Below are 18613 nucleotides of genomic sequence, written 5' to 3' on the forward strand. Positions count from 1 at the left end.
AAAGCCGCTATCCGGCATAAAGATCTGACTCACGGAGACGTTATGCAACAGTCTACCCCGTATCTCTCATTTCGCGGCATTGGCAAAACGTTCCCCGGCGTTAAAGCGCTCACGGATATCAGTTTCGACTGCTATGCCGGTCAGGTGCATGCGCTGATGGGCGAAAATGGTGCCGGGAAATCAACACTATTAAAAATTCTCAGCGGCAACTATGCGCCAACGACGGGATCTTTGGCGATCCGCGGACAAGAGGTTTCGTTTGCGGACACCAATGCCGCGCTGAACGCCGGTGTTGCCATTATTTACCAGGAGCTGCATCTCGTCCCGGAAATGACCGTTGCCGAGAATATTTATTTAGGGCAGATGCCGCACAAAGGCGGGATTGTGAACCGCTCGCTGCTGAACTATGAAGCGGGTCTCCAGCTTAAGCATCTGGGCATGGATATCGATCCCGATACGCCGTTGAAATACCTCTCCATTGGTCAATGGCAGATGGTGGAGATTGCGAAAGCGCTGGCGCGCAACGCCAAAATTATCGCGTTTGATGAACCGACCAGCTCCCTTTCAGCGCGCGAGATTGAGAATCTGTTTCGCGTCATCCGTGAGCTACGCAACGAAGGGCGCATCATCCTGTACGTTTCGCACCGTATGGAGGAGATCTTTGCCCTTAGCGATGCCATCACCGTGTTTAAAGATGGTCATTACGTCAAAACGTTCACGGATATGCAGCAGGTCGATCACGACGCGCTGGTGCAGGCGATGGTCGGACGCGACCTCGGTGATATTTATGGCTGGAAATCCAGACCTTATGGTGCAGAGCGCCTGCGTTTGCATGACGTCAAAGCCCCAGGCGTGCGTACCCCGATCAGTTTATCAGTGCGCAGTGGTGAAATTGTCGGATTGTTTGGACTGGTGGGCGCCGGACGTAGCGAATTAATGAAAGGTCTGTTTGGCGGCACGCGTATCACGGCAGGCCAGGTGTTTATCGATGAACAGCCTATTGATATCCGTAAACCGAGCCACGCCATTGAAGCGGGGATGATGCTGTGCCCGGAAGATCGCAAGGCTGAAGGGATCATTCCGGTCCATTCGGTGCGTAACAACATCAACATCAGTGCCCGTCGTAAACATGTTCTGGGCGGATGCGTGATCAACAACGGCTGGGAAGAGACCAATGCCGATCACCATATTCGCTCACTCAATATTAAAACGCCGGGCGCGGAGCAACTGATTATGAACCTCTCCGGGGGTAATCAACAGAAGGCTATTCTCGGCCGTTGGTTATCGGAAGAGATGAAAGTGATTTTGCTGGACGAACCTACACGCGGTATTGATGTGGGCGCCAAGCATGAAATTTATAACGTGATTTATGCCCTCGCGGCGCGCGGCGTGGCCGTGCTGTTTGCTTCCAGCGATCTGCCAGAAGTGCTCGGTGTCGCCGACCGTATTGTGGTGATGAGAGAAGGCGAAATTGCCGGTGAGTTACTTCATGAACAGGCGGATGAGCGCCAGGCGTTAAGCCTTGCTATGCCAAAAGTTAGCCAGGCTGTAGCCTGAATAAGGAGAGAATGATGTCTTCCGTTTCAACATCGGGTTCAGGTGCTGCAAAGTCGGCGCTAAATCTTGGTCGCATTTGGGATCAATACGGGATGCTGGTCGTGTTCGCCGCGCTGTTCCTGGTTTGTTCCCTCTTTGTGCCTAACTTTGCCACTTTCATCAACATGAAGGGGCTGGGGCTGGCGGTATCGATGTCGGGTATGGTCGCGTGTGGGATGCTGTTTTGCCTGGCATCCGGTGACTTTGACCTGTCCGTTGCCTCCGTGATTGCCTGCGCCGGGGTCACTACAGCCGTGGTCATTAATATGACCGAAAGCCTGTGGATTGGCGTGGCTGCCGGGCTACTGCTCGGTATTCTATGTGGTCTGGTGAATGGGTTCGTGATTGCGCGGCTGAAAATTAACGCCCTGATCACGACCCTTGCGACGATGCAGATTGTGCGTGGTCTGGCCTACATTATTTCCGACGGTAAGGCGGTAGGGATTGAAGACGAGTGCTTCTTCACTCTCGGCTACGCCAACTGGTTTGGTCTGCCGGCACCTATCTGGATCACGGTCGTCTGTTTCATCGTTTTTGGCTTACTGCTCAATAAAACCACGTTTGGTCGTAACACGCTGGCCATTGGGGGGAATGAAGAGGCGGCACGTCTGGCTGGGGTTCCGGTCGTTCGTACCAAAATTATTATCTTTATTCTGTCCGGGCTGGTATCCGCCATCGCCGGGATTATCCTCGCATCACGTATGACCAGCGGCCAGCCAATGACCTCAATCGGCTATGAGCTGATCGTGATTTCCGCGTGCGTGTTAGGGGGCGTTTCGCTTAAAGGCGGCATCGGAAAAATCTCATATGTGGTAGCCGGAGTGTTGATTCTGGGAACGGTTGAGAATGCAATGAACCTGCTGAACATCTCTCCGTTCGCACAGTATGTCGTACGTGGTCTGATCCTGCTGGCGGCGGTGATCTTCGACCGTTACAAGCAAAAAGCGAAGCGTACTGTTTGATGATTTTAACCCCAACTTTTTAGTCTAGCTTTAGCTCATCGCCAGCCGCTACCCGGCTGGCGATTGTTTTTCCAAATGGCGAGCATGGTCACACTGTCTATACTTATATCCGTCATACATCATATATACGGCGCGATCCGCGCGGCGTACAGACCATGATGAGGAGGATAACCGGGTGACAGCATCACTGATCTTACCCCCTGAACAATCTGCAAGCTGTGCTTATTTTTTTGATCTCGATGGAACACTGGCTGAGATCAAACCTTATCCAGACCAGGTCGTTGTCCCTCAGACAATCCTGCAGTTATTACATCAGTTGGCGACGCATAATGCGGGTGCGCTGGCATTGATTTCAGGGCGCTCGATGGCTGAGCTTGACGCGCTTACCACTCCCTTTCGTTTTCCGCTCGCCGGAGTGCATGGGGCAGAGCGCCGTGACATCAATGGTCAAACTCATATAGTGCGCCTGGCTGCGGCAATAGAGCGCGAAGCAGGAGAGCTATTAAGTACCGCCTTGGCGACGATGCCGGGTACAACGCTTGAAGCAAAAGGGATGGCGTTCGCACTGCACTATCGCCAGGCCCCAGAACATGAAGCGGCGCTAATTAATCTGGCTGAGCGCATCACGCACAGATGGCCGCAGTTGGCTTTACAGCACGGAAAATGCGTTGTGGAGATAAAACCAAAGGGTACGAACAAAGGCGACGCAATTGCCGCATTTATGCAGGAAGCACCTTTTGCCGGACGGATCCCCGTTTTTTTTGGTGACGATCTGACGGACGAAACAGGATTTGGCGTGGTTAATCGCGCAGGGGGCATTTCCGTGAAGGTGGGGAATGGAGCGACGCAGGCGACATGGCGTCTGGATGGCGTGAGTGATGTCTGGCACTGGCTGGAACAAATTAACTCTTCGCAGCAAGAATCGAAAGCAACGAATAACAGAAGAGGTGGCTATGAGTCGTTTAGTCGTAGTATCTAATCGTATCGCCTCACCCGATGACAAAGGGAGCGCAGGTGGGCTTGCCGTCGGTGTGCTTGGCGCGTTGAAGGCTGCTGGTGGCCTGTGGTTTGGCTGGAGTGGCGACACGGGTAATGAGGACAAACCATTAAAAAAAGTCACGCGTGGCAACATTACCTGGGCTTCGTTTAATTTGAGTGAACAGGATTACGAAGAGTATTACTGCCAGTTTTCTAATGCGGTTTTATGGCCTGCATTTCATTATCGCCTCGATTTGGTGCAGTTTCAGCGTCCTGCATGGGAGGGCTATCAGCGGGTGAATGCCTTGCTGGTAGATAAACTGCTGCCGCTGCTCAACGATGACGACATAATCTGGGTTCATGATTACCATCTGTTGCCGTTTGCCAGCGAGCTGCGTAAACGCGGCGTGAATAACCGTATCGGTTTTTTCCTGCATATCCCTTTTCCGACGCCGGAAATCTTTAATGCCTTACCCCCACATCAGACGCTACTTGAGCAGATGTGTGACTTTGATTTACTCGGTTTCCAGACCGAAAACGATCGTCAGGCTTTTCTGGATTGTCTGGCAGCCCAGACTCAGGTAACCACTCAGAGCGAGCAACACCACCGTGCATGGGGAAAAGCGTTTCGTACCCAGGTCTATCCCATCGGTATTGAGCCGGATGAGATCGCCCGTCAGGCTTCCGGCCCTTTGCCGCCGAAGCTGGCGCAACTGAAAGCAGAACTTAAAAATGTGCAGAATATCTTCTCCGTTGAGCGTCTGGATTATTCTAAAGGTTTGCCGGAGCGCTTTCAGGCCTATGAGGCTCTGCTGGAACACTATCCGCAGCACCATGGTAAAATTCGCTACACCCAGATAGCGCCAACTTCGCGTGAAGAGGTGCAGGCCTACCAGGATATTCGGCACCAACTGGAGACTGAAGCGGGGAGGATTAACGGTAAATATGGGCAGTTGGGCTGGACGCCGCTCTATTATCTGAACCAGTACTTTGATCGTAAATTGCTGATGAAAATCTTCCGCTACTCTGATGTAGGGCTGGTGACGCCGCTGCGAGATGGTATGAACCTGGTTGCGAAAGAATTCGTGGCCGCGCAGGATCCTGCCAACCCCGGCGTGCTGGTGTTATCGCAATTTGCCGGGGCCGCGAATGAGCTAACTGCCGCGCTTATTGTTAATCCTTATGACCGCGACGAAGTGGCTGGCGCATTAAACCAGGCTCTGACGATGCCGCTTGCTGAGCGTATCTCCCGCCACGCTGAGATGCTCGAAACTATCATTAAAAACGATATCGACAACTGGCAGGCGAGGTTCATTTGCGATCTGGAAAAAGTTATCCAACGTCAGAGTAAACAGCCATTGCCAGACAACGTTTCTCCCTGCACTAAACTGGCGTAACGCTCAGAAAACGCAGGTCAATCTCCAGCCAGTGGAACCAGCAGAACATCCACGTGGCTGGCACCGATCACGCTTTTTGCTGAGCAGGATGCGCGCGAAAAGAAGCTGTGGTTATGGTTGCCATAAATGACCAGATCGACCGCGTGTTTACGGCATACATCCAGAATATGTTCATTCAGTGCCCCATAGGTAATAAAGGTATGCTCAATGGGGTACTGTGCTTCTTTGCTGAGCTTGTCGATAAAATCCTGAGTCTCCTCTTGCATCACTTCACGCAGGTCCTCCAGCATAGGTGCTGCAAACTGATTATACAGTTCAGGGTCTGAGACCAGGGTTATCAGGCTAATACGAGCGTTGACAGGGCGAGCGATTGAAACCGCCTTGGCTAACAACTGCTGGCTTTCAGGGGTGGCGGCAACGGCCACAAGAATGTGTGTATAGCTCATAACTCGCTCCTTTTTTCAAGAATTATGAGAGGGTTTCTCAGCATTGCTCGGCTTACTCCATACTGCAACGTTTCCTTCCCGGATAGTGTGAATGTCATCATGCTTATTCATTAATTATTCTTATAAATAGAATAATTGCGTCATATAACTTGGAAATACGTTCAGCTTACTTAAGTAAAACTCACCGCTAATGAAAACAATGTGTTAATTAAAAATTAACATAAGTTAACATTTAACGGGTTATCACTACCCGGTATTAATTAATCACCCTTAATATTTAAGTCATTGTTTATAAAGGATTTAATTAAAATAGTGTTTTACATTAAATATGTGATCAAGCTCGCTATTTCACAAGGTGATATTAACGTTTGTGAACAAAATACTATTCGCTTTTATTGCAAGAATATTCGTATGTCAGGAATTGAAATGGCGAACTTGAGATTAAAAAATAAGCAAAGTAAAAGCTGTGCTGATGGATTTATGTTAAGTGTTTAGCTGGTTTATGTGATCTATGTCACATATTCTTCAAATTCGCAGCATAGCTACGTTGTATGTGTAACGGGCGGCGGGTAGAGTTGCGTCGAATTAGGAAAAATCTTAGACATTTGTAAGAATTGATGTGAGCTTGTAAGGGGCGCGGCTTTCTGAAAAGGGAATGTTTAGACAACGCGTAAGTGCCGTCACGCTGCTATGTATTTGACCTTTTGCTTTTTTTTACCGGGCCTTCCCGGCGACATCACGGGGTGCGGTTTCACCGCATGAAAACAATGTTGGTTATTATGGATGCAAATAATGCATACATCCGAGTTGCTGAAACACATCTATGACATCAATTTGTCATATTTATTGCTTGCACAGCGTTTGATCGTTCAGGACAAAGCATCTGCGATGTTTCGCCTTGGTATCAGCGAAGAAATGGCGGACACGTTGGCAACATTAACACTTCCACAAATGGTCAAACTGGCTGAAACAAACCAACTGGTCTGTCATTTCCGTTTCGACGATCACCAGACCGTTACTCGCCTGACGCAAGACTCCCGCGTTGACGATCTTCAGCAAATTCATACCGGTATCATGCTTTCAACGCGACTGTTAAGCGACATCGATGAAGCAGCGCGCAAGAAAAGGGCTTGATGATGAGCGAAAAAAGCATTGTTCAGGAAGCGCGTGATATCCAGCTAGCGATGGAATTAATCACATTGGGCGCCCGTTTGCAAATGCTGGAAAGCGAAACGCAATTAAGCCGTGGCCGACTTATCAAGCTGTATAAAGAATTACGCGGCAGCCCTCCGCCAAAAGGGATGCTGCCTTTCTCCACCGACTGGTTTATGACGTGGGAACAAAACATTCATGCTTCGATGTTTTGCAACGCATGGCAATTCCTGCTCAAAACTGGTTTGTGCAGCGGCGTGGATGCCGTGATCAAAGCGTATCGTTTATACCTTGAGCAGTGCCCGCAGCCAGAAGAAGGGCCACTGCTGGCGTTAACTCGCGCATGGACGTTGGTGCGTTTTGTCGACAGCGGATTGCTGGAGTTGTCCCGATGCAATTGCTGCGGTGGGAATTTTATTACCCACGCTCACCAACCCGCAGGCAGCTTTGCCTGCAGTTTATGCCAACCGCCATCACGCGCCGTAAAAAGACGTAAACTTTCCCAGAATGCTGCCGATATTATTCCACAACTGTTGGATGAACAGATCGAACAGGCTGTTTAACTGATACGGTGTGGACAAACACTCCAGCAGCGGTAAGCGATTACCGCTGCTTTTTTTTGTCCTGACCTCGAGTTAACTGCCCGACTGCGCATCCTGTCATAGTCAATTGCGAAAGGATGATGTCGTGCTTATCTTATTAGGTTACCTGGTTGTTATTGGTACAGTTTTCGGCGGTTACATGATGACCGGCGGACACCTTGGGGCACTCTATCAACCGGCTGAGCTGGTGATTATCGGTGGCGCGGGTATTGGGGCATTCATCGTCGGCAATAACGGGAAAGCCATTAAGGGGACGATGAAAGCCATCCCGATGCTTTTTCGTCGTTCAAAATACACCAAAGCGATGTATATGGATCTGCTGGCGCTGTTGTATCGCCTGATGGCCAAGTCACGTCAGCAGGGCATGTTCTCGCTTGAACGCGATATCGAAAACCCCAAAGAGAGTGAAATTTTCGCCAGCTATCCGCGCATTCTTGCTGATGCCGTGATGCTTGATTTCATTGTCGATTATCTGCGTCTGATCATCAGCGGCAACATGAACACGTTTGAAATTGAAGCGCTGATGGATGAAGAGATTGAGACTCACGAAAGTGAGGCCGAAGTCCCGGCCAACAGTCTGGCGATGGTGGGGGATTCATTACCGGCGTTCGGGATCGTGGCGGCGGTCATGGGGGTTGTCCATGCGCTGGCTTCTGCCGATCGTCCGGCGGCTGAACTGGGTTCGCTGATTGCACATGCCATGGTAGGGACATTCCTCGGTATTTTACTGGCCTATGGATTTATTTCTCCGCTTGCCAGCGTTCTGCGCCAGAAAAGCGCTGAAACCACCAAAATGATGCAGTGTGTGAAGATAACTCTGCTCTCCAATCTGAATGGTTACGCGCCGCCAATTGCCGTCGAATTTGGTCGTAAGACTCTGTATTCCAGCGAACGTCCATCGTTTATCGAACTGGAAGAGCATGTTCGTGCGGTGAGAAATCCAACTGCGCAGCAGACGACCGAGGACGCATGAAAAATCAGGCCCATCCCATTATCGTTGTAAAGCGACGCAAGCATAAAGGTCACGGTGGTGGGGCGCATGGTTCGTGGAAAATCGCCTACGCCGATTTTATGACCGCGATGATGGCCTTCTTTCTGGTGATGTGGCTCATTTCCATCTCTAGCCCTAAAGAATTGATCCAGATTGCCGAATATTTCCGTACGCCGCTGGCTACTGCGGTAACCGGGGGAAATCGTATTTCGAATAGCCAAAGTCCCATTCCAGGCGGCGGGGATGATTACACCCAGCAGCAGGGAGAGGTGAACAAGCAGCCGAATATCGATGATCTGAGAAAACGCATGGAACAAAGCCGCTTGAGCAAACTTCGCGGCGATCTCGATCAGTTGATTGAATCTGACCCCAAACTGCGTGCGCTGCGCCCGCATTTGAAAATTGATTTAGTTCAGGAAGGGCTGCGGATACAGATTATCGACAGTCAGAATCGCCCGATGTTTAAAACCGGTAGCGCTGAGGTGGAACCGTATATGCGCGATATCCTGCGAGCCATAGCGCCAGTGCTTAACGGCATTCCTAATCGAATCAGCCTTTCCGGCCATACGGATGATTACCCTTACGCCAATGGTGAAAAAGGGTATAGCAACTGGGAGTTGTCCGCCGATCGCGCTAACGCGTCGCGTCGCGAACTGGTTAGCGGCGGTCTGGATGATGGAAAAGTATTACGTGTGGTAGGTATGGCCGCCACGATGCGTCTGAGCGATCGCGGTCCTGAAGACGCTATCAACCGCCGTATTAGCCTGCTGGTTCTCAATAAGCAGGCGGAAGAGGCCATTTTGCATGAAAACGCTGAAAGCCAGAATGAGCCGGTAAGTGTCTTACAACAGCCAGCGGAACTCCCGCCGGCAAGCGTTCCCACATCGCCACCAGCCAATCCGAGGTGATAGCGTGAGCATGGATATAAGCGATTTTTATCAAACATTTTTTGATGAAGCTGACGAACTGTTGGCTGACATGGAGCAACACCTGCTTGATTTGGTTCCTGAAGCCCCGGATTCCGAACAGCTGAATGCAATTTTTCGTGCTGCGCACTCGATAAAAGGCGGGGCGGGCACCTTCGGCTTTACCATTTTGCAGGAAACGACCCATCTGATGGAAAACCTGCTGGATGAAGCGCGGCGTGGCGAGATGCAGCTCAATGCCGACATTATCAACCTGTTTTTGGAAACGAAAGATATTATGCAGGAACAGCTCGACGCCTATAAAAACTCAGAGGAGCCGGATGCCGCCAGCTTTGAGTACATTTGTAATGCGTTACGACAGCTAGCGCTCGAAGCGAAAGGTGAAACCGCACCGGCAGTCGTCAACACCGCAAAACTGAGCGTTGTTGACAGCGCTGCAATGCAGGAAGAGGCGGTTGCACAGCCTGAGTCCGCAAGCGAAGAGAGCAAGAAACGCATTATTCTCACGCGCCTGAAAGCCAATGAAGTGGATTTACTGGAAGAGGAGCTGGGGAACCTGGCGACCTTAACCGATGTGGTGAAAGGGAGCGACACGTTGTCAGCAACGCTTGATGGCAACCTCGCGGAAGATGACATCATCGCGGTGCTGTGCTTTGTGATTGAAGCTGATCAGATTGAATTCGAAACCGTCAGCGCAGCGCCCGTAGCCGTTGAAACTGAAGCTGAAGCTGAAGCTGAAACGGTAGCCGTTGTCGCGAAGCCGCAGCCGGTTGCCGTTGCGCCAGCGGCGAAAGCCGCCGCCAGCGAAGCGCCAAACGGACGCGCGGAACGCGACAAACCCGCCCGCGCCAGCGAGTCAACCAGCATCCGCGTAGCGGTTGAGAAGGTCGATCAGCTCATTAACCTGGTCGGTGAGTTGGTCATCACCCAGTCTATGCTGGCACAACGTTCTAACGAACTGGATCCCGTCAATCATGGCGATCTCATCACCAGTATGGGTCAGTTACAACGTAACGCCCGCGACTTGCAAGAGTCGGTGATGTCGATTCGTATGATGCCCATGGAGTACGTGTTCAGCCGTTTTCCGCGTCTGGTGCGCGACCTGGCCGGTAAGCTGGGTAAACAGGTCGAACTGACACAGGTGGGAAGCTCAACCGAACTCGACAAGAGCCTGATTGAACGCATCATCGATCCGTTGACGCACCTGGTGCGTAACAGCCTCGATCACGGAATTGAACTGCCGGAAAAACGCCTTGAAGCCGGGAAAAGCCCAATCGGTAATCTGACGCTTTCCGCGGAGCACCAGGGCGGGAATATCTGTATTGAAGTCACCGATGATGGCGCCGGTCTGAACCGTGAACGAATCCTCGCCAAAGCTATCTCCCAGGGGATGCCGATCCACGAAAACATGAGCGATGACGAAGTCGGTATGCTGATCTTCGCTCCGGGCTTCTCGACTGCTGAACAGGTGACGGATGTCTCTGGCCGCGGCGTGGGTATGGATGTGGTGAAGCGAAATATCCAGGAGATGGGGGGCCATGTTGAGATCCAGTCCAAACAGGGACAGGGGACGACTATCCGAATTCTGCTGCCGCTGACGCTGGCGATCCTCGACGGCATGTCCGTGCGCGTGGCCGACGAAGTCTTTATTCTGCCGCTGAATGCCGTTATGGAATCACTGCAACCGCGCGAAGAAGATCTCCATCCGCTGGCCGGAGGAGAGCGCGTGCTGGAAGTGCGTGGCGAATATTTACCGCTGGTTGAGCTGTGGAAAGTCTTTGAGGTTGAAGGCGCAAAAACCGAAGCGACTCAAGGCATTGTGGTGATTTTGCAAAGTGCAGGGCGTCGCTACGCGCTGCTGGTCGATCAGTTAATTGGTCAACACCAGGTGGTCGTCAAAAACCTGGAAAGCAACTACCGCAAAGTGCCAGGTATTTCTGCAGCAACGATCCTCGGCGACGGCAGCGTCGCGCTGATTGTCGATGTCTCTGCATTGCAGGGATTAAACCGCGAACAACGTGTGGCGATCACAGCCGCCTGATTGAGTGAGAAGGGAATAATATGACCGGTATGAGTAATGTAACTAAACTGGCCGGCGAACCGTCAGGTCAGGAATTCCTCGTGTTTACGCTGGGAGATGAAGAGTACGGTATCGATATCCTGAAAGTGCAGGAAATCCGAGGGTACGATCAGGTGACGCGTATTGCTAACACGCCTGCGTTTATCAAAGGTGTCACCAATCTGCGCGGTGTGATTGTGCCGATTGTTGACCTGCGCGTGAAGTTTAGCCAGAGCGATGTGGATTACAACGAAAACACCGTGGTGATTGTGCTGAATCTGGGCCAGCGGGTGGTCGGGATTGTGGTCGATGGCGTCTCGGATGTGCTGTCGCTGACAACGGATCAAATCCGTCCGGCACCGGAATTTGCCGTAACGCTGTCGACGGAATACTTGACGGGACTGGGGGCTCTGGGTGACCGGATGCTGATCCTGGTTAACATTGAGAAGCTGCTCAATAGCGAAGAAATGGCGCTGCTGGATATTGCCGCCAGTCACGTCGCGTAACCGCTATACCGTATCCGGCCTACAATGATTGCGGTTGTAGGCCGGATACGCGTAGCACATCCGGCAGATTTCCCCTTACGCTTCCCGCTCAACCAGCTCCGGTTCTTCTTCCAGTAAACCTTCATCTTGTGCCAGCATCGCCGTTGCAATCCCGTTACCTAATACGTTGATTGCTGAACGTCCCATATCCAGGAAGTGGTCAATACCCATCAGTAACAGAATCCCGGCAACCGGAATATTAAAGCTCGGAATGGTTGCTGCCAGCACCACCAGCGCAGAACGCGGCACGCCGGCAATCCCTTTTGACGCCAGCATCAGCGTCAGCATCAGGACGGTGATTTCTGCAAAGGAGAGGTGAATGTTATAGGCCTGCGCGATAAACATCGAGGCAAATGAACAGTAAACCATCGAGCCGACCAGGTTAAATGAATAACCGATAGGCAATACAAATGACACGATGTTAGGCGAGCAACCAAATTTGGTTAATTGCTCCAGCGTTTTCGGATAGGCGGCTTCCGAGCTGCTGGTAGTAAATGCGACCAGAACCGGATCTTTCAGCATGCTTACCAGACGAAAAACCTCTTTTTTCAGCATGACATAACCGACCGCCAGCAGAACCAGGCAGGTCAGCAAAATAGCCACATAGTAGCCGCCGATGAACGACGCATAGTTAAGCAGGATCCCCAGACCCTGGGTGGAGATAACGGAGGAAATGGCGGCGAAAATGGCCAGCGGCGCAACGTACATCACGTAGCCAGTCACCTTAAGCATAATGTGGGAGACCACATCCAGCGCGGCAACCAGCGGGGCATTGAACTTCTCACCAAGGGATGCGCCACCAATACCGAAGAACATCGAGAACACCACAATTTGCAGGATCTCATTGTTGGCCATCGCCTCGGCTATGCTGGTTGGGATGGTGTGAGTCAGGAAACCTTTCAGGCTCATGCCGCTCACGGCCAGGCCGGTATCAGTGGCTTCCAGCGGGATCGCCAGGTTCAGCCCGCTGCCGGGTTGCTCAAGAGAAACCACAAACAGACCGACCAGAATAGACAGTATGGAAGAGCTGATAAACCAGATCATCGCTTTGCCGCCTACGCGCCCGATGGTGGACGTTTCCCCCAGGCGCATAATACCGACGGTCAGGGTGCTGAATACTAAAGGTGCGATCACCATTTTAATCAGGCGCAAAAAGATGTCGGTGAGAAGCGTAATATTATCGGCCCAGGCGGACACTACGCCGGGGGCGGCATAAGAGTGGATCACCGCCCCTGACAGGATCCCCGCCAACATGAAGATCACGATAAACAACGTGAGTTTGTTTGCATTTGCCACTAAAAAGCCCTCAGTAAGGATTTAACATTTATTGTTCGGTTACTCATTTTTTATATTTATTAATTGGTAACTAAGTATTCATCATATAAATTGAATTAAAGCGCCAGCTGATACAACTTTTTTTAATTTTTTATCCATTTTGTTGTGGTGCAGAGGATATGTATTTGTGATCTTGGTCACGAAATAATGACTATTTCATCCAATATGACCGCGCCCACAGATAAATTTGAATGTTATTCACATGATAATTGTGACGTTTTTATGTGAATGATTTGTGGTTGCCGTACACCCGTCTTCCCCTCCTTCCGCGAGGCTTCACGTCCCTTCAGGATTTCCTTTTCGCAAACGTAAAGTTATCTCAGCGACTGCCGATAACGTTGATAACTCGTTTTCAGGAAGGTGCCTTATGTTTAACCGTATCCGCGTTGTCACAATGCTGATGATGGTGCTGGGGGTTTTCGCACTGCTACAGCTTGTTTCCGGTGGTCTGTTGTTTTCTTCATTGCAGCAGAATCAGCAAAGTTTTGTTATTTCTAACGATCTTCGACAGCAGCAAAGTGAACTCACCTCAACATGGGATCTGATGCTGCAAACACGTATCAATTTAAGCCGCTCTTCTGCACGCATGATGATGGACGCGTCCAACCAGCAAAGCAGCGCGAAAAACGATCTGCTGAAGAATGCGAAAGCATCGTTGGCGCAGGCCGAAACACATTACGCAAAATTTAAAAACATCACACCGTTACCCGAGATGGCAGAAGCCAGCGGCAACGTTGAGGAGAAATATCAGCAGTACCATGCGGCCTTAACCGAACTGGTTCAGTTTCTGGAGAACGGCAATATGGACGCCTATTTCGCGCAACCGACTCAGGGAATGCAAAACGCGCTCGGTGAGGCGCTGGGCAAGTACGCCAGCGTTAGCGAAAAACTTTACGCTCAGGCATTCGATAAAAGTGCGCGGGATTACCACTTCGCCCAATGGCAGCTTGGCGTGCTGGCCGTAGTGCTGGTGCTGATTCTGGTGGTGGTGTGGTACGGCATCCGCCATACCCTGCTTAATCCTCTGTCTCGCGTCATTGCCCATATTCGGGAAATCGCCAGCGGTAACCTGACCGCGACCCTGGCCGTCAGCGGTCGTAATGAAATCGGCGAGCTGGCCAGTACGGTTGATCATATGCAGCGCTCGCTGACGGAAACCGTCACCCTGGTGCGTGAAGGTTCTGATGCGATTTATTCCGGGACCAGCGAAATTGCCAGCGGGAACACCGACCTTTCATCTCGTACTGAACAGCAGGCCTCTGCGCTGGAAGAGACCGCAGCCAGCATGGAACAGTTGACCGCAACCGTGAAGCAAAATGCGGACAACGCGCGTCAGGCCTCGCAACTGGCGAAAAGCGCCTCCGATACCGCACAGCATGGCGGCAAAGTGGTTGATAGCGTGGTGAACACCATGCACGAAATCGCCGATAGCTCGAAGAAAATCGCCGACATCATCAGTGTTATTGATGGTATTGCTTTCCAGACCAACATTCTCGCACTGAACGCGGCGGTTGAAGCGGCGCGTGCCGGTGAACAAGGCCGTGGCTTTGCCGTGGTGGCGGGCGAAGTGCGTAATCTGGCAAGTCGCAGTGCGCAGGCGGCGAAAGAGATCAAAGCGTTGATTGAGGATTCGGTTTCCCGAGTGGATACCGGGTCCGTATTGGTAGAAAGCGCAGGCGAAACGATGAACGACATCGTAAATGCCGTAACGCGGGTGACCGACATTATGGGCGAGATTGCCTCGGCCTCCGACGAGCAAAGCCGGGGGATTGATCAGGTGGCGCTTGCGGTATCCGAGATGGATCGCGTTACGCAGCAGAACGCTTCGTTGGTACAGGAATCGGCTGCCGCTGCCGCTGCTCTTGAAGAACAGGCCAGCCGCCTGACGCAGTCGGTGTCGACTTTCCGCCTCGCGTCACGTCCGGCGTCGGCTAAGCCGCACGATACACGATTACCTGCAACGGCGGCCGCATCCTATCCGCGCCAGAACAATGAACAAGATACGAATTGGGAAACATTTTGACTGATAGTTAAACCGCGGCCAGTGCCGCCCAATGGGAGCGTTGATGTTTAATCGTATTCGAATTTCGACCACGCTGTTTTTGATTTTAATCCTCTGCGGTGTTTTGCAGATTGGCAGTAATGGCTTGTCCTTCTGGGCATTTCGGGACGGTTTTCAGAACCTGAATCAGGTCGAACGAAGTAATCAGCAACGCGCTGCGCTGGCCCAAACCCGCGCTGTGTTATTACAGGCCAGTACGGCCCTTAATAAGGCAGGGACGCTGACCGCCCTGAGCTATCCGCCAGAGGATATCAACACGCTGATGACCCTCGCACGTGATAGCCTGGCGCAGTCTGAATTGATGTTTAAACGCTTTATGGCGACATCGGATACGACGGCACAAGGGAAGGCGCTGTTTGGCGCAACGGAGAAAAGTTTCAGCCAGTGGCACAGCGCTCTCGCGCATCAGGCCACCTGGCTTGAAAACAATCAGTTGTCAGATTTTCTGACCGCGCCGGTGCAGGCTGCTCAGGATGCTTTTGATGCAAATGTGAATGCGTGGCAGAGCAACATCGATCGCGTGTTGCAAACGGCAGGAGAGCAGAGCCAGCGAAATTACCATATGTCGGGGGTGATTTTCGCCGCCATGGTGGTACTGGCGGCACTGCTCACCAGCGGTGCGCTGTACTGGTCGCGCAAGATGATTGTCCAGCCGCTGGCGATCGTGGGCAGTCATTTCGACAGCATTGCCGCGGGTAATCTGGCCCGGCCGGTAGCGGTTTATGGGCGCAATGAGATCTCAGCCATTTTTGCCAGTCTGAAGAAAATGCAGCAGGCACTGCGTGAAACGGTAAGCGAAGTACGCCTGGGCAGCTCAGCCATGCATAGCGGCATTTCAGAAATCGCGATGGGTAATAACGATTTGTCTTCGCGCACTGAACAGCAGGCGGCCGCGCTGGCGCAAACGGCAGCCAGCATGGAACAACTGACCGCCACCGTAGGACAGAATGCGGATAACGCGCGCCAGGCGTCAGGAATTGCCAAAAGTGCGGCAGATACAGCGCATAAAGGCGGCGAACAGACCTCCCGGGTCGCCAGCACCATGCATGAGATTTCCGCGAGCTCGCAGAAAATTGGCGACATCATCGGCGTGATTGACAGCATTGCCTTTCAGACCAATATCCTCGCGCTGAATGCTGCGGTTGAGGCCGCTCGCGCGGGTGAGCAGGGGCGTGGTTTTGCCGTGGTTGCGGGCGAAGTGCGCAATCTGGCAAGCCGTAGCGCACAGGCGGCGAAAGAAATTAAGGGGCTCATTGAGGAGTCTGTCACCCGAGTGCATCAGGGCTCGCAGTTGGTTGATATGGCAGCGCGTACCATGACGGAAATTGTCAGCTCGGTTACCCGGGTTAACGACATCATGGGCGAGATTGCTTCTGCTTCTGATGAACAGCGCAGAGGCATCGAGCAGGTGGCGCAGGCCGTCAGCCAGATGGACTCTGTGACGCAGCAAAACGCCGGGCTGGTGGAAGAAGCCGCATCCGCCACCGGACAACTTGCCATGCAGGCCGATAATCTTTCTGCTTGTGTCGCATTTTTTAAGCTTGAAGAGCAAACCGTAGCAAAACAAGAATTGGCGCAGCCGCAGGTTGTGCCCGTTGTATCCTGAATGTGATTGAGAAGGCGCTATGACATCATCTCTGCCCCCTGGGCAAACGTCATTATTGTTACAGATGACACAGCGCCTCGCGCTGTCTGACGCGCATTTTCGTCGGATATGTCAATTAATCTACCAGCGTGCGGGGATCGTACTGGCCGACCATAAGCGGGACATGGTTTATAACCGCCTGGTCCGCCGTCTGCGAACCCTGGGACTGGATGACTTTGGTCGCTATCTCAGCATGCTGGAAGCTAATCAGAACAGTGCTGAGTGGCAGGCTTTTATTAACTCCCTGACTACCAATCTGACCGCGTTTTTTCGCGAAGGGCATCATTTTCCAGTGCTGTCAGATCATGCTCGTCGGCGCAGCGGTGAATACCGTGTCTGGAGCGCGGCGGCGTCAACCGGAGAAGAGCCGTACAGCATTGCGATTACGCTCGCCGATACCTTAGGTATGGCTCCGGGCCGCTGGCGTGTTTTTGCCAGCGACATTGATACCGAAGTGCTGGAAAAAGCCAGAAGCGGCATCTACCGCCTTGATGAGCTAAAGACGCTGTCACCGCAGCAGCTACAGCGTTATTTCATGCGTGGCACCGGACCGCATGAAGGACTGGTACGCGTTCGGCAGGAACTGGCGGGGCATGTTGAATTTTCCAGCGTGAATTTACTGGATAAGCAGTACAACGTGCCAGGCCCCTTCGATGCCATATTTTGCCGTAACGTGATGATCTATTTTGATAAAACGACGCAGCAGGACATTTTGCACCGTTTTGTTCCACTTCTTAAACCAGATGGGCTGCTGTTTGCAGGTCATTCAGAAAACTTTAGCAACCTCGTGCGCGAGTTTAGCTTGCGTGGACAGACGGTGTATGCGCATGCGCCAGGTAAGGATAAAGCATGAGTAAAATCAGGGTTTTATCGGTTGATGATTCTGCATTGATGCGTCAAATCATGACCGAAATTATTAACAGCCACAGTGATATGGAAATGGTGGCGACGGCGCCGGATCCGTTGGTTGCCCGGGATTTAATCAAAAAATTCAATCCCGACGTCCTGACGCTGGATGTGGAAATGCCGCGCATGGACGGCCTCGACTTTCTTGAGAAGCTGATGCGTCTGCGTCCGATGCCAGTGGTTATGGTCTCTTCGCTGACCGGTAAAGGTTCTGAGGTCACGCTGCGGGCGCTGGAGTTGGGGGCGATTGATTTTGTCACCAAACCACAGTTGGGGATCCGTGAAGGGATGTTGGCCTACAGCGAAATGATCGCTGAGAAGATCCGCACCGCGTCGCGGGCAAAACTGGCGGCCCACAAACCCATGACGGCACAGGTGACCTTGAAAGCGGGGCCGTTACTCAGTTCTGAAAAACTGCTGGCGATTGGCGCCTCAACCGGAGGAACAGAGGCAATTCGCCATGTACTCCAGCCATTGCCGCTTTCAAGTCCCGGTATTCTTATTACCCAGCATATGCCGCCAGGATTTACCCGCTCATTCGCCGAGCGTCTGAACAAACTGTGTCAGATCACCGTGAAAGAGGCTGAGGACGGGGAGCGCGTGCTTCCAGGGCATGCGTATATCGCCCCTGGTGACAAGCATATGGAACTGGCGCGCAGCGGGGCGAACTACCAGATCAAAATTCATGATGGTCCACCGGTTAACCGGCATCGACCTTCAGTGGATGTGCTGTTCCATTCGGTGGCAAAACATGCGGGGCGTAATGCCGTGGGAGTGATCCTGACGGGTATGGGCAACGATGGCGCCGCCGGAATGTTAGCGATGAACCAGGCGGGTGCCTGGACCATTGCGCAAAACGAAGCAAGTTGTGTGGTGTTCGGCATGCCGCGCGAGGCCATCAATATGGGTGGCGTAAGCGAAGTGGTCGATCTTAGCCAGGTAAGCCAGCAAATGCTGGCGAAAATCAGTGCCGGACAGGCAATACGTATTTGAATCAGGAGTTTATTTTTT

Annotated in this window: 16 protein-coding genes; 14 read left to right on the forward strand and 2 right to left on the reverse strand. The window is 52.2% G+C overall.

Annotated elements, in window-relative coordinates:
- The first annotated feature begins 42 nt into the window (after positions 1-42).
- The 4 genes from araG (at position 43) to otsA (ending at position 4933) form a co-directional block, all read left to right on the forward strand.
- Positions 43-1557 carry an arabinose ABC transporter ATP-binding protein AraG gene (araG, locus tag O6D90_RS09750; RefSeq protein ID WP_016156817.1) on the forward strand — a complete coding sequence of 505 codons (1515 nt, stop codon included), beginning with the start codon at positions 43-45 and terminating at the stop codon, positions 1555-1557.
- Positions 1558-1571: 14 nt separating this feature from the next.
- Complete coding sequence (araH, locus tag O6D90_RS09755; RefSeq protein ID WP_016156816.1) at positions 1572-2558, forward strand: L-arabinose ABC transporter permease AraH; 987 nt, start codon at positions 1572-1574, stop codon at positions 2556-2558.
- Between the two features lie 175 nt (positions 2559-2733).
- On the forward strand, positions 2734-3537 hold the full coding sequence (otsB, locus tag O6D90_RS09760; protein ID WP_016156815.1) for a trehalose-phosphatase: 804 nt from the start codon (positions 2734-2736) through the stop codon (positions 3535-3537).
- Positions 3512-4933: an alpha,alpha-trehalose-phosphate synthase gene (otsA, locus tag O6D90_RS09765; RefSeq protein ID WP_016156814.1), complete on the forward strand. Its 1422-nt coding sequence runs from the start codon at positions 3512-3514 to the stop codon at positions 4931-4933. Before otsB ends, otsA begins: the two co-directional genes overlap by 26 nt.
- Positions 4934-4950: 17 nt before the next feature.
- Here the strand turns inward: otsA and uspC are convergent, their stop codons facing one another.
- Positions 4951-5379: a universal stress protein UspC gene (gene uspC, locus O6D90_RS09770; RefSeq protein WP_016153445.1), complete on the reverse strand. Its 429-nt coding sequence runs from the start codon at positions 5377-5379 to the stop codon at positions 4951-4953.
- A 792-nt stretch (positions 5380-6171) separates the two neighbouring features.
- On the opposite strand from uspC, the gene flhD reads away from it, so the two are divergent.
- From flhD to cheW, 6 genes are all read left to right on the forward strand, one after another.
- Positions 6172-6513, forward strand: coding sequence for a flagellar transcriptional regulator FlhD (flhD, locus tag O6D90_RS09775; RefSeq protein WP_016153444.1), 342 nt, complete (start codon positions 6172-6174; stop codon positions 6511-6513).
- Positions 6510-7094: a flagellar transcriptional regulator FlhC gene (gene flhC / locus O6D90_RS09780; protein ID WP_085951062.1), complete on the forward strand. Its 585-nt coding sequence runs from the start codon at positions 6510-6512 to the stop codon at positions 7092-7094. The genes flhD and flhC overlap by 4 nt, the downstream gene beginning before the upstream one ends.
- A gap of 124 nt (positions 7095-7218) precedes the next feature.
- The gene (motA, locus tag O6D90_RS09785; RefSeq protein ID WP_016153442.1) at positions 7219-8106 is read left to right on the forward strand and encodes a flagellar motor stator protein MotA; all 888 of its coding nucleotides are present in this window, start codon (positions 7219-7221) and stop codon (positions 8104-8106) included.
- Positions 8103-9032 carry a flagellar motor protein MotB gene (motB, locus tag O6D90_RS09790; protein ID WP_016153441.1) on the forward strand — a complete coding sequence of 310 codons (930 nt, stop codon included), beginning with the start codon at positions 8103-8105 and terminating at the stop codon, positions 9030-9032. The genes motA and motB overlap by 4 nt, the downstream gene beginning before the upstream one ends.
- Before the next feature lie 4 nt (positions 9033-9036).
- Positions 9037-11091, forward strand: a complete 2055-nt coding sequence (cheA, locus tag O6D90_RS09795) for a chemotaxis protein CheA (protein ID WP_016156813.1) — start codon at positions 9037-9039, stop codon at positions 11089-11091.
- Positions 11092-11111: 20 nt separating this feature from the next.
- Positions 11112-11615 (forward strand): chemotaxis protein CheW, encoded by a 504-nt coding sequence (cheW, locus tag O6D90_RS09800; protein ID WP_003034638.1) that lies wholly within the window; start codon positions 11112-11114, stop codon positions 11613-11615.
- A gap of 75 nt (positions 11616-11690) precedes the next feature.
- On the opposite strand, the gene O6D90_RS09805 is transcribed toward cheW, so the two are convergent.
- Positions 11691-12950, reverse strand: a complete 1260-nt coding sequence (locus O6D90_RS09805) for a dicarboxylate/amino acid:cation symporter (RefSeq protein WP_016156812.1) — start codon at positions 12948-12950, stop codon at positions 11691-11693.
- Between the two features lie 406 nt (positions 12951-13356).
- Between O6D90_RS09805 and tar the strand changes: the two genes are divergently transcribed.
- From tar to O6D90_RS09825, 4 genes are read left to right on the forward strand one after another with little or no spacing between them, the layout of a single operon-like run.
- A complete protein-coding gene (gene tar / locus O6D90_RS09810; RefSeq protein ID WP_016156811.1) occupies positions 13357-15012 on the forward strand; it encodes a methyl-accepting chemotaxis protein II in 1656 nt (551 codons plus the stop codon).
- Positions 15013-15055: 43 nt separating this feature from the next.
- Positions 15056-16657 carry a methyl-accepting chemotaxis protein IV gene (gene tap, locus O6D90_RS09815; protein ID WP_016156810.1) on the forward strand — a complete coding sequence of 534 codons (1602 nt, stop codon included), beginning with the start codon at positions 15056-15058 and terminating at the stop codon, positions 16655-16657.
- Between the two features lie 19 nt (positions 16658-16676).
- Positions 16677-17549, forward strand: a complete 873-nt coding sequence (gene cheR / locus O6D90_RS09820) for a protein-glutamate O-methyltransferase CheR (RefSeq protein ID WP_016153436.1) — start codon at positions 16677-16679, stop codon at positions 17547-17549.
- The gene (locus O6D90_RS09825) at positions 17546-18595 is read left to right on the forward strand and encodes a protein-glutamate methylesterase/protein-glutamine glutaminase (protein WP_016153435.1); all 1050 of its coding nucleotides are present in this window, start codon (positions 17546-17548) and stop codon (positions 18593-18595) included. Before cheR ends, O6D90_RS09825 begins: the two co-directional genes overlap by 4 nt.
- Positions 18596-18613 lie beyond the last annotated feature (18 nt).

Origin of the sequence: Citrobacter sp. 21OH12SH02A-Citro (genome assembly GCF_027919895.1) — a bacterium.
Taxonomy (GTDB): domain Bacteria; phylum Pseudomonadota; class Gammaproteobacteria; order Enterobacterales; family Enterobacteriaceae; genus Citrobacter; species Citrobacter braakii.

Coding starts and splice junctions, on each gene's coding strand:
- uspC (WP_016153445.1), bottom strand. CDS start 5,379: ATGAGCTATACACACATTCTTGTGGCCGTTGCCGCCACCCCTGAAAGC.
- motB (WP_016153441.1), top strand. CDS start 8,103: ATGAAAAATCAGGCCCATCCCATTATCGTTGTAAAGCGACGCAAGCAT.
- tap (WP_016156810.1), top strand. CDS start 15,056: ATGTTTAATCGTATTCGAATTTCGACCACGCTGTTTTTGATTTTAATC.
- flhD (WP_016153444.1), top strand. CDS start 6,172: ATGCATACATCCGAGTTGCTGAAACACATCTATGACATCAATTTGTCA.
- cheR (WP_016153436.1), top strand. CDS start 16,677: ATGACATCATCTCTGCCCCCTGGGCAAACGTCATTATTGTTACAGATG.
- cheW (WP_003034638.1), top strand. CDS start 11,112: ATGACCGGTATGAGTAATGTAACTAAACTGGCCGGCGAACCGTCAGGT.
- araH (WP_016156816.1), top strand. CDS start 1,572: ATGTCTTCCGTTTCAACATCGGGTTCAGGTGCTGCAAAGTCGGCGCTA.
- tar (WP_016156811.1), top strand. CDS start 13,357: ATGTTTAACCGTATCCGCGTTGTCACAATGCTGATGATGGTGCTGGGG.
- araG (WP_016156817.1), top strand. CDS start 43: ATGCAACAGTCTACCCCGTATCTCTCATTTCGCGGCATTGGCAAAACG.
- O6D90_RS09825 (WP_016153435.1), top strand. CDS start 17,546: ATGAGTAAAATCAGGGTTTTATCGGTTGATGATTCTGCATTGATGCGT.
- otsA (WP_016156814.1), top strand. CDS start 3,512: ATGAGTCGTTTAGTCGTAGTATCTAATCGTATCGCCTCACCCGATGAC.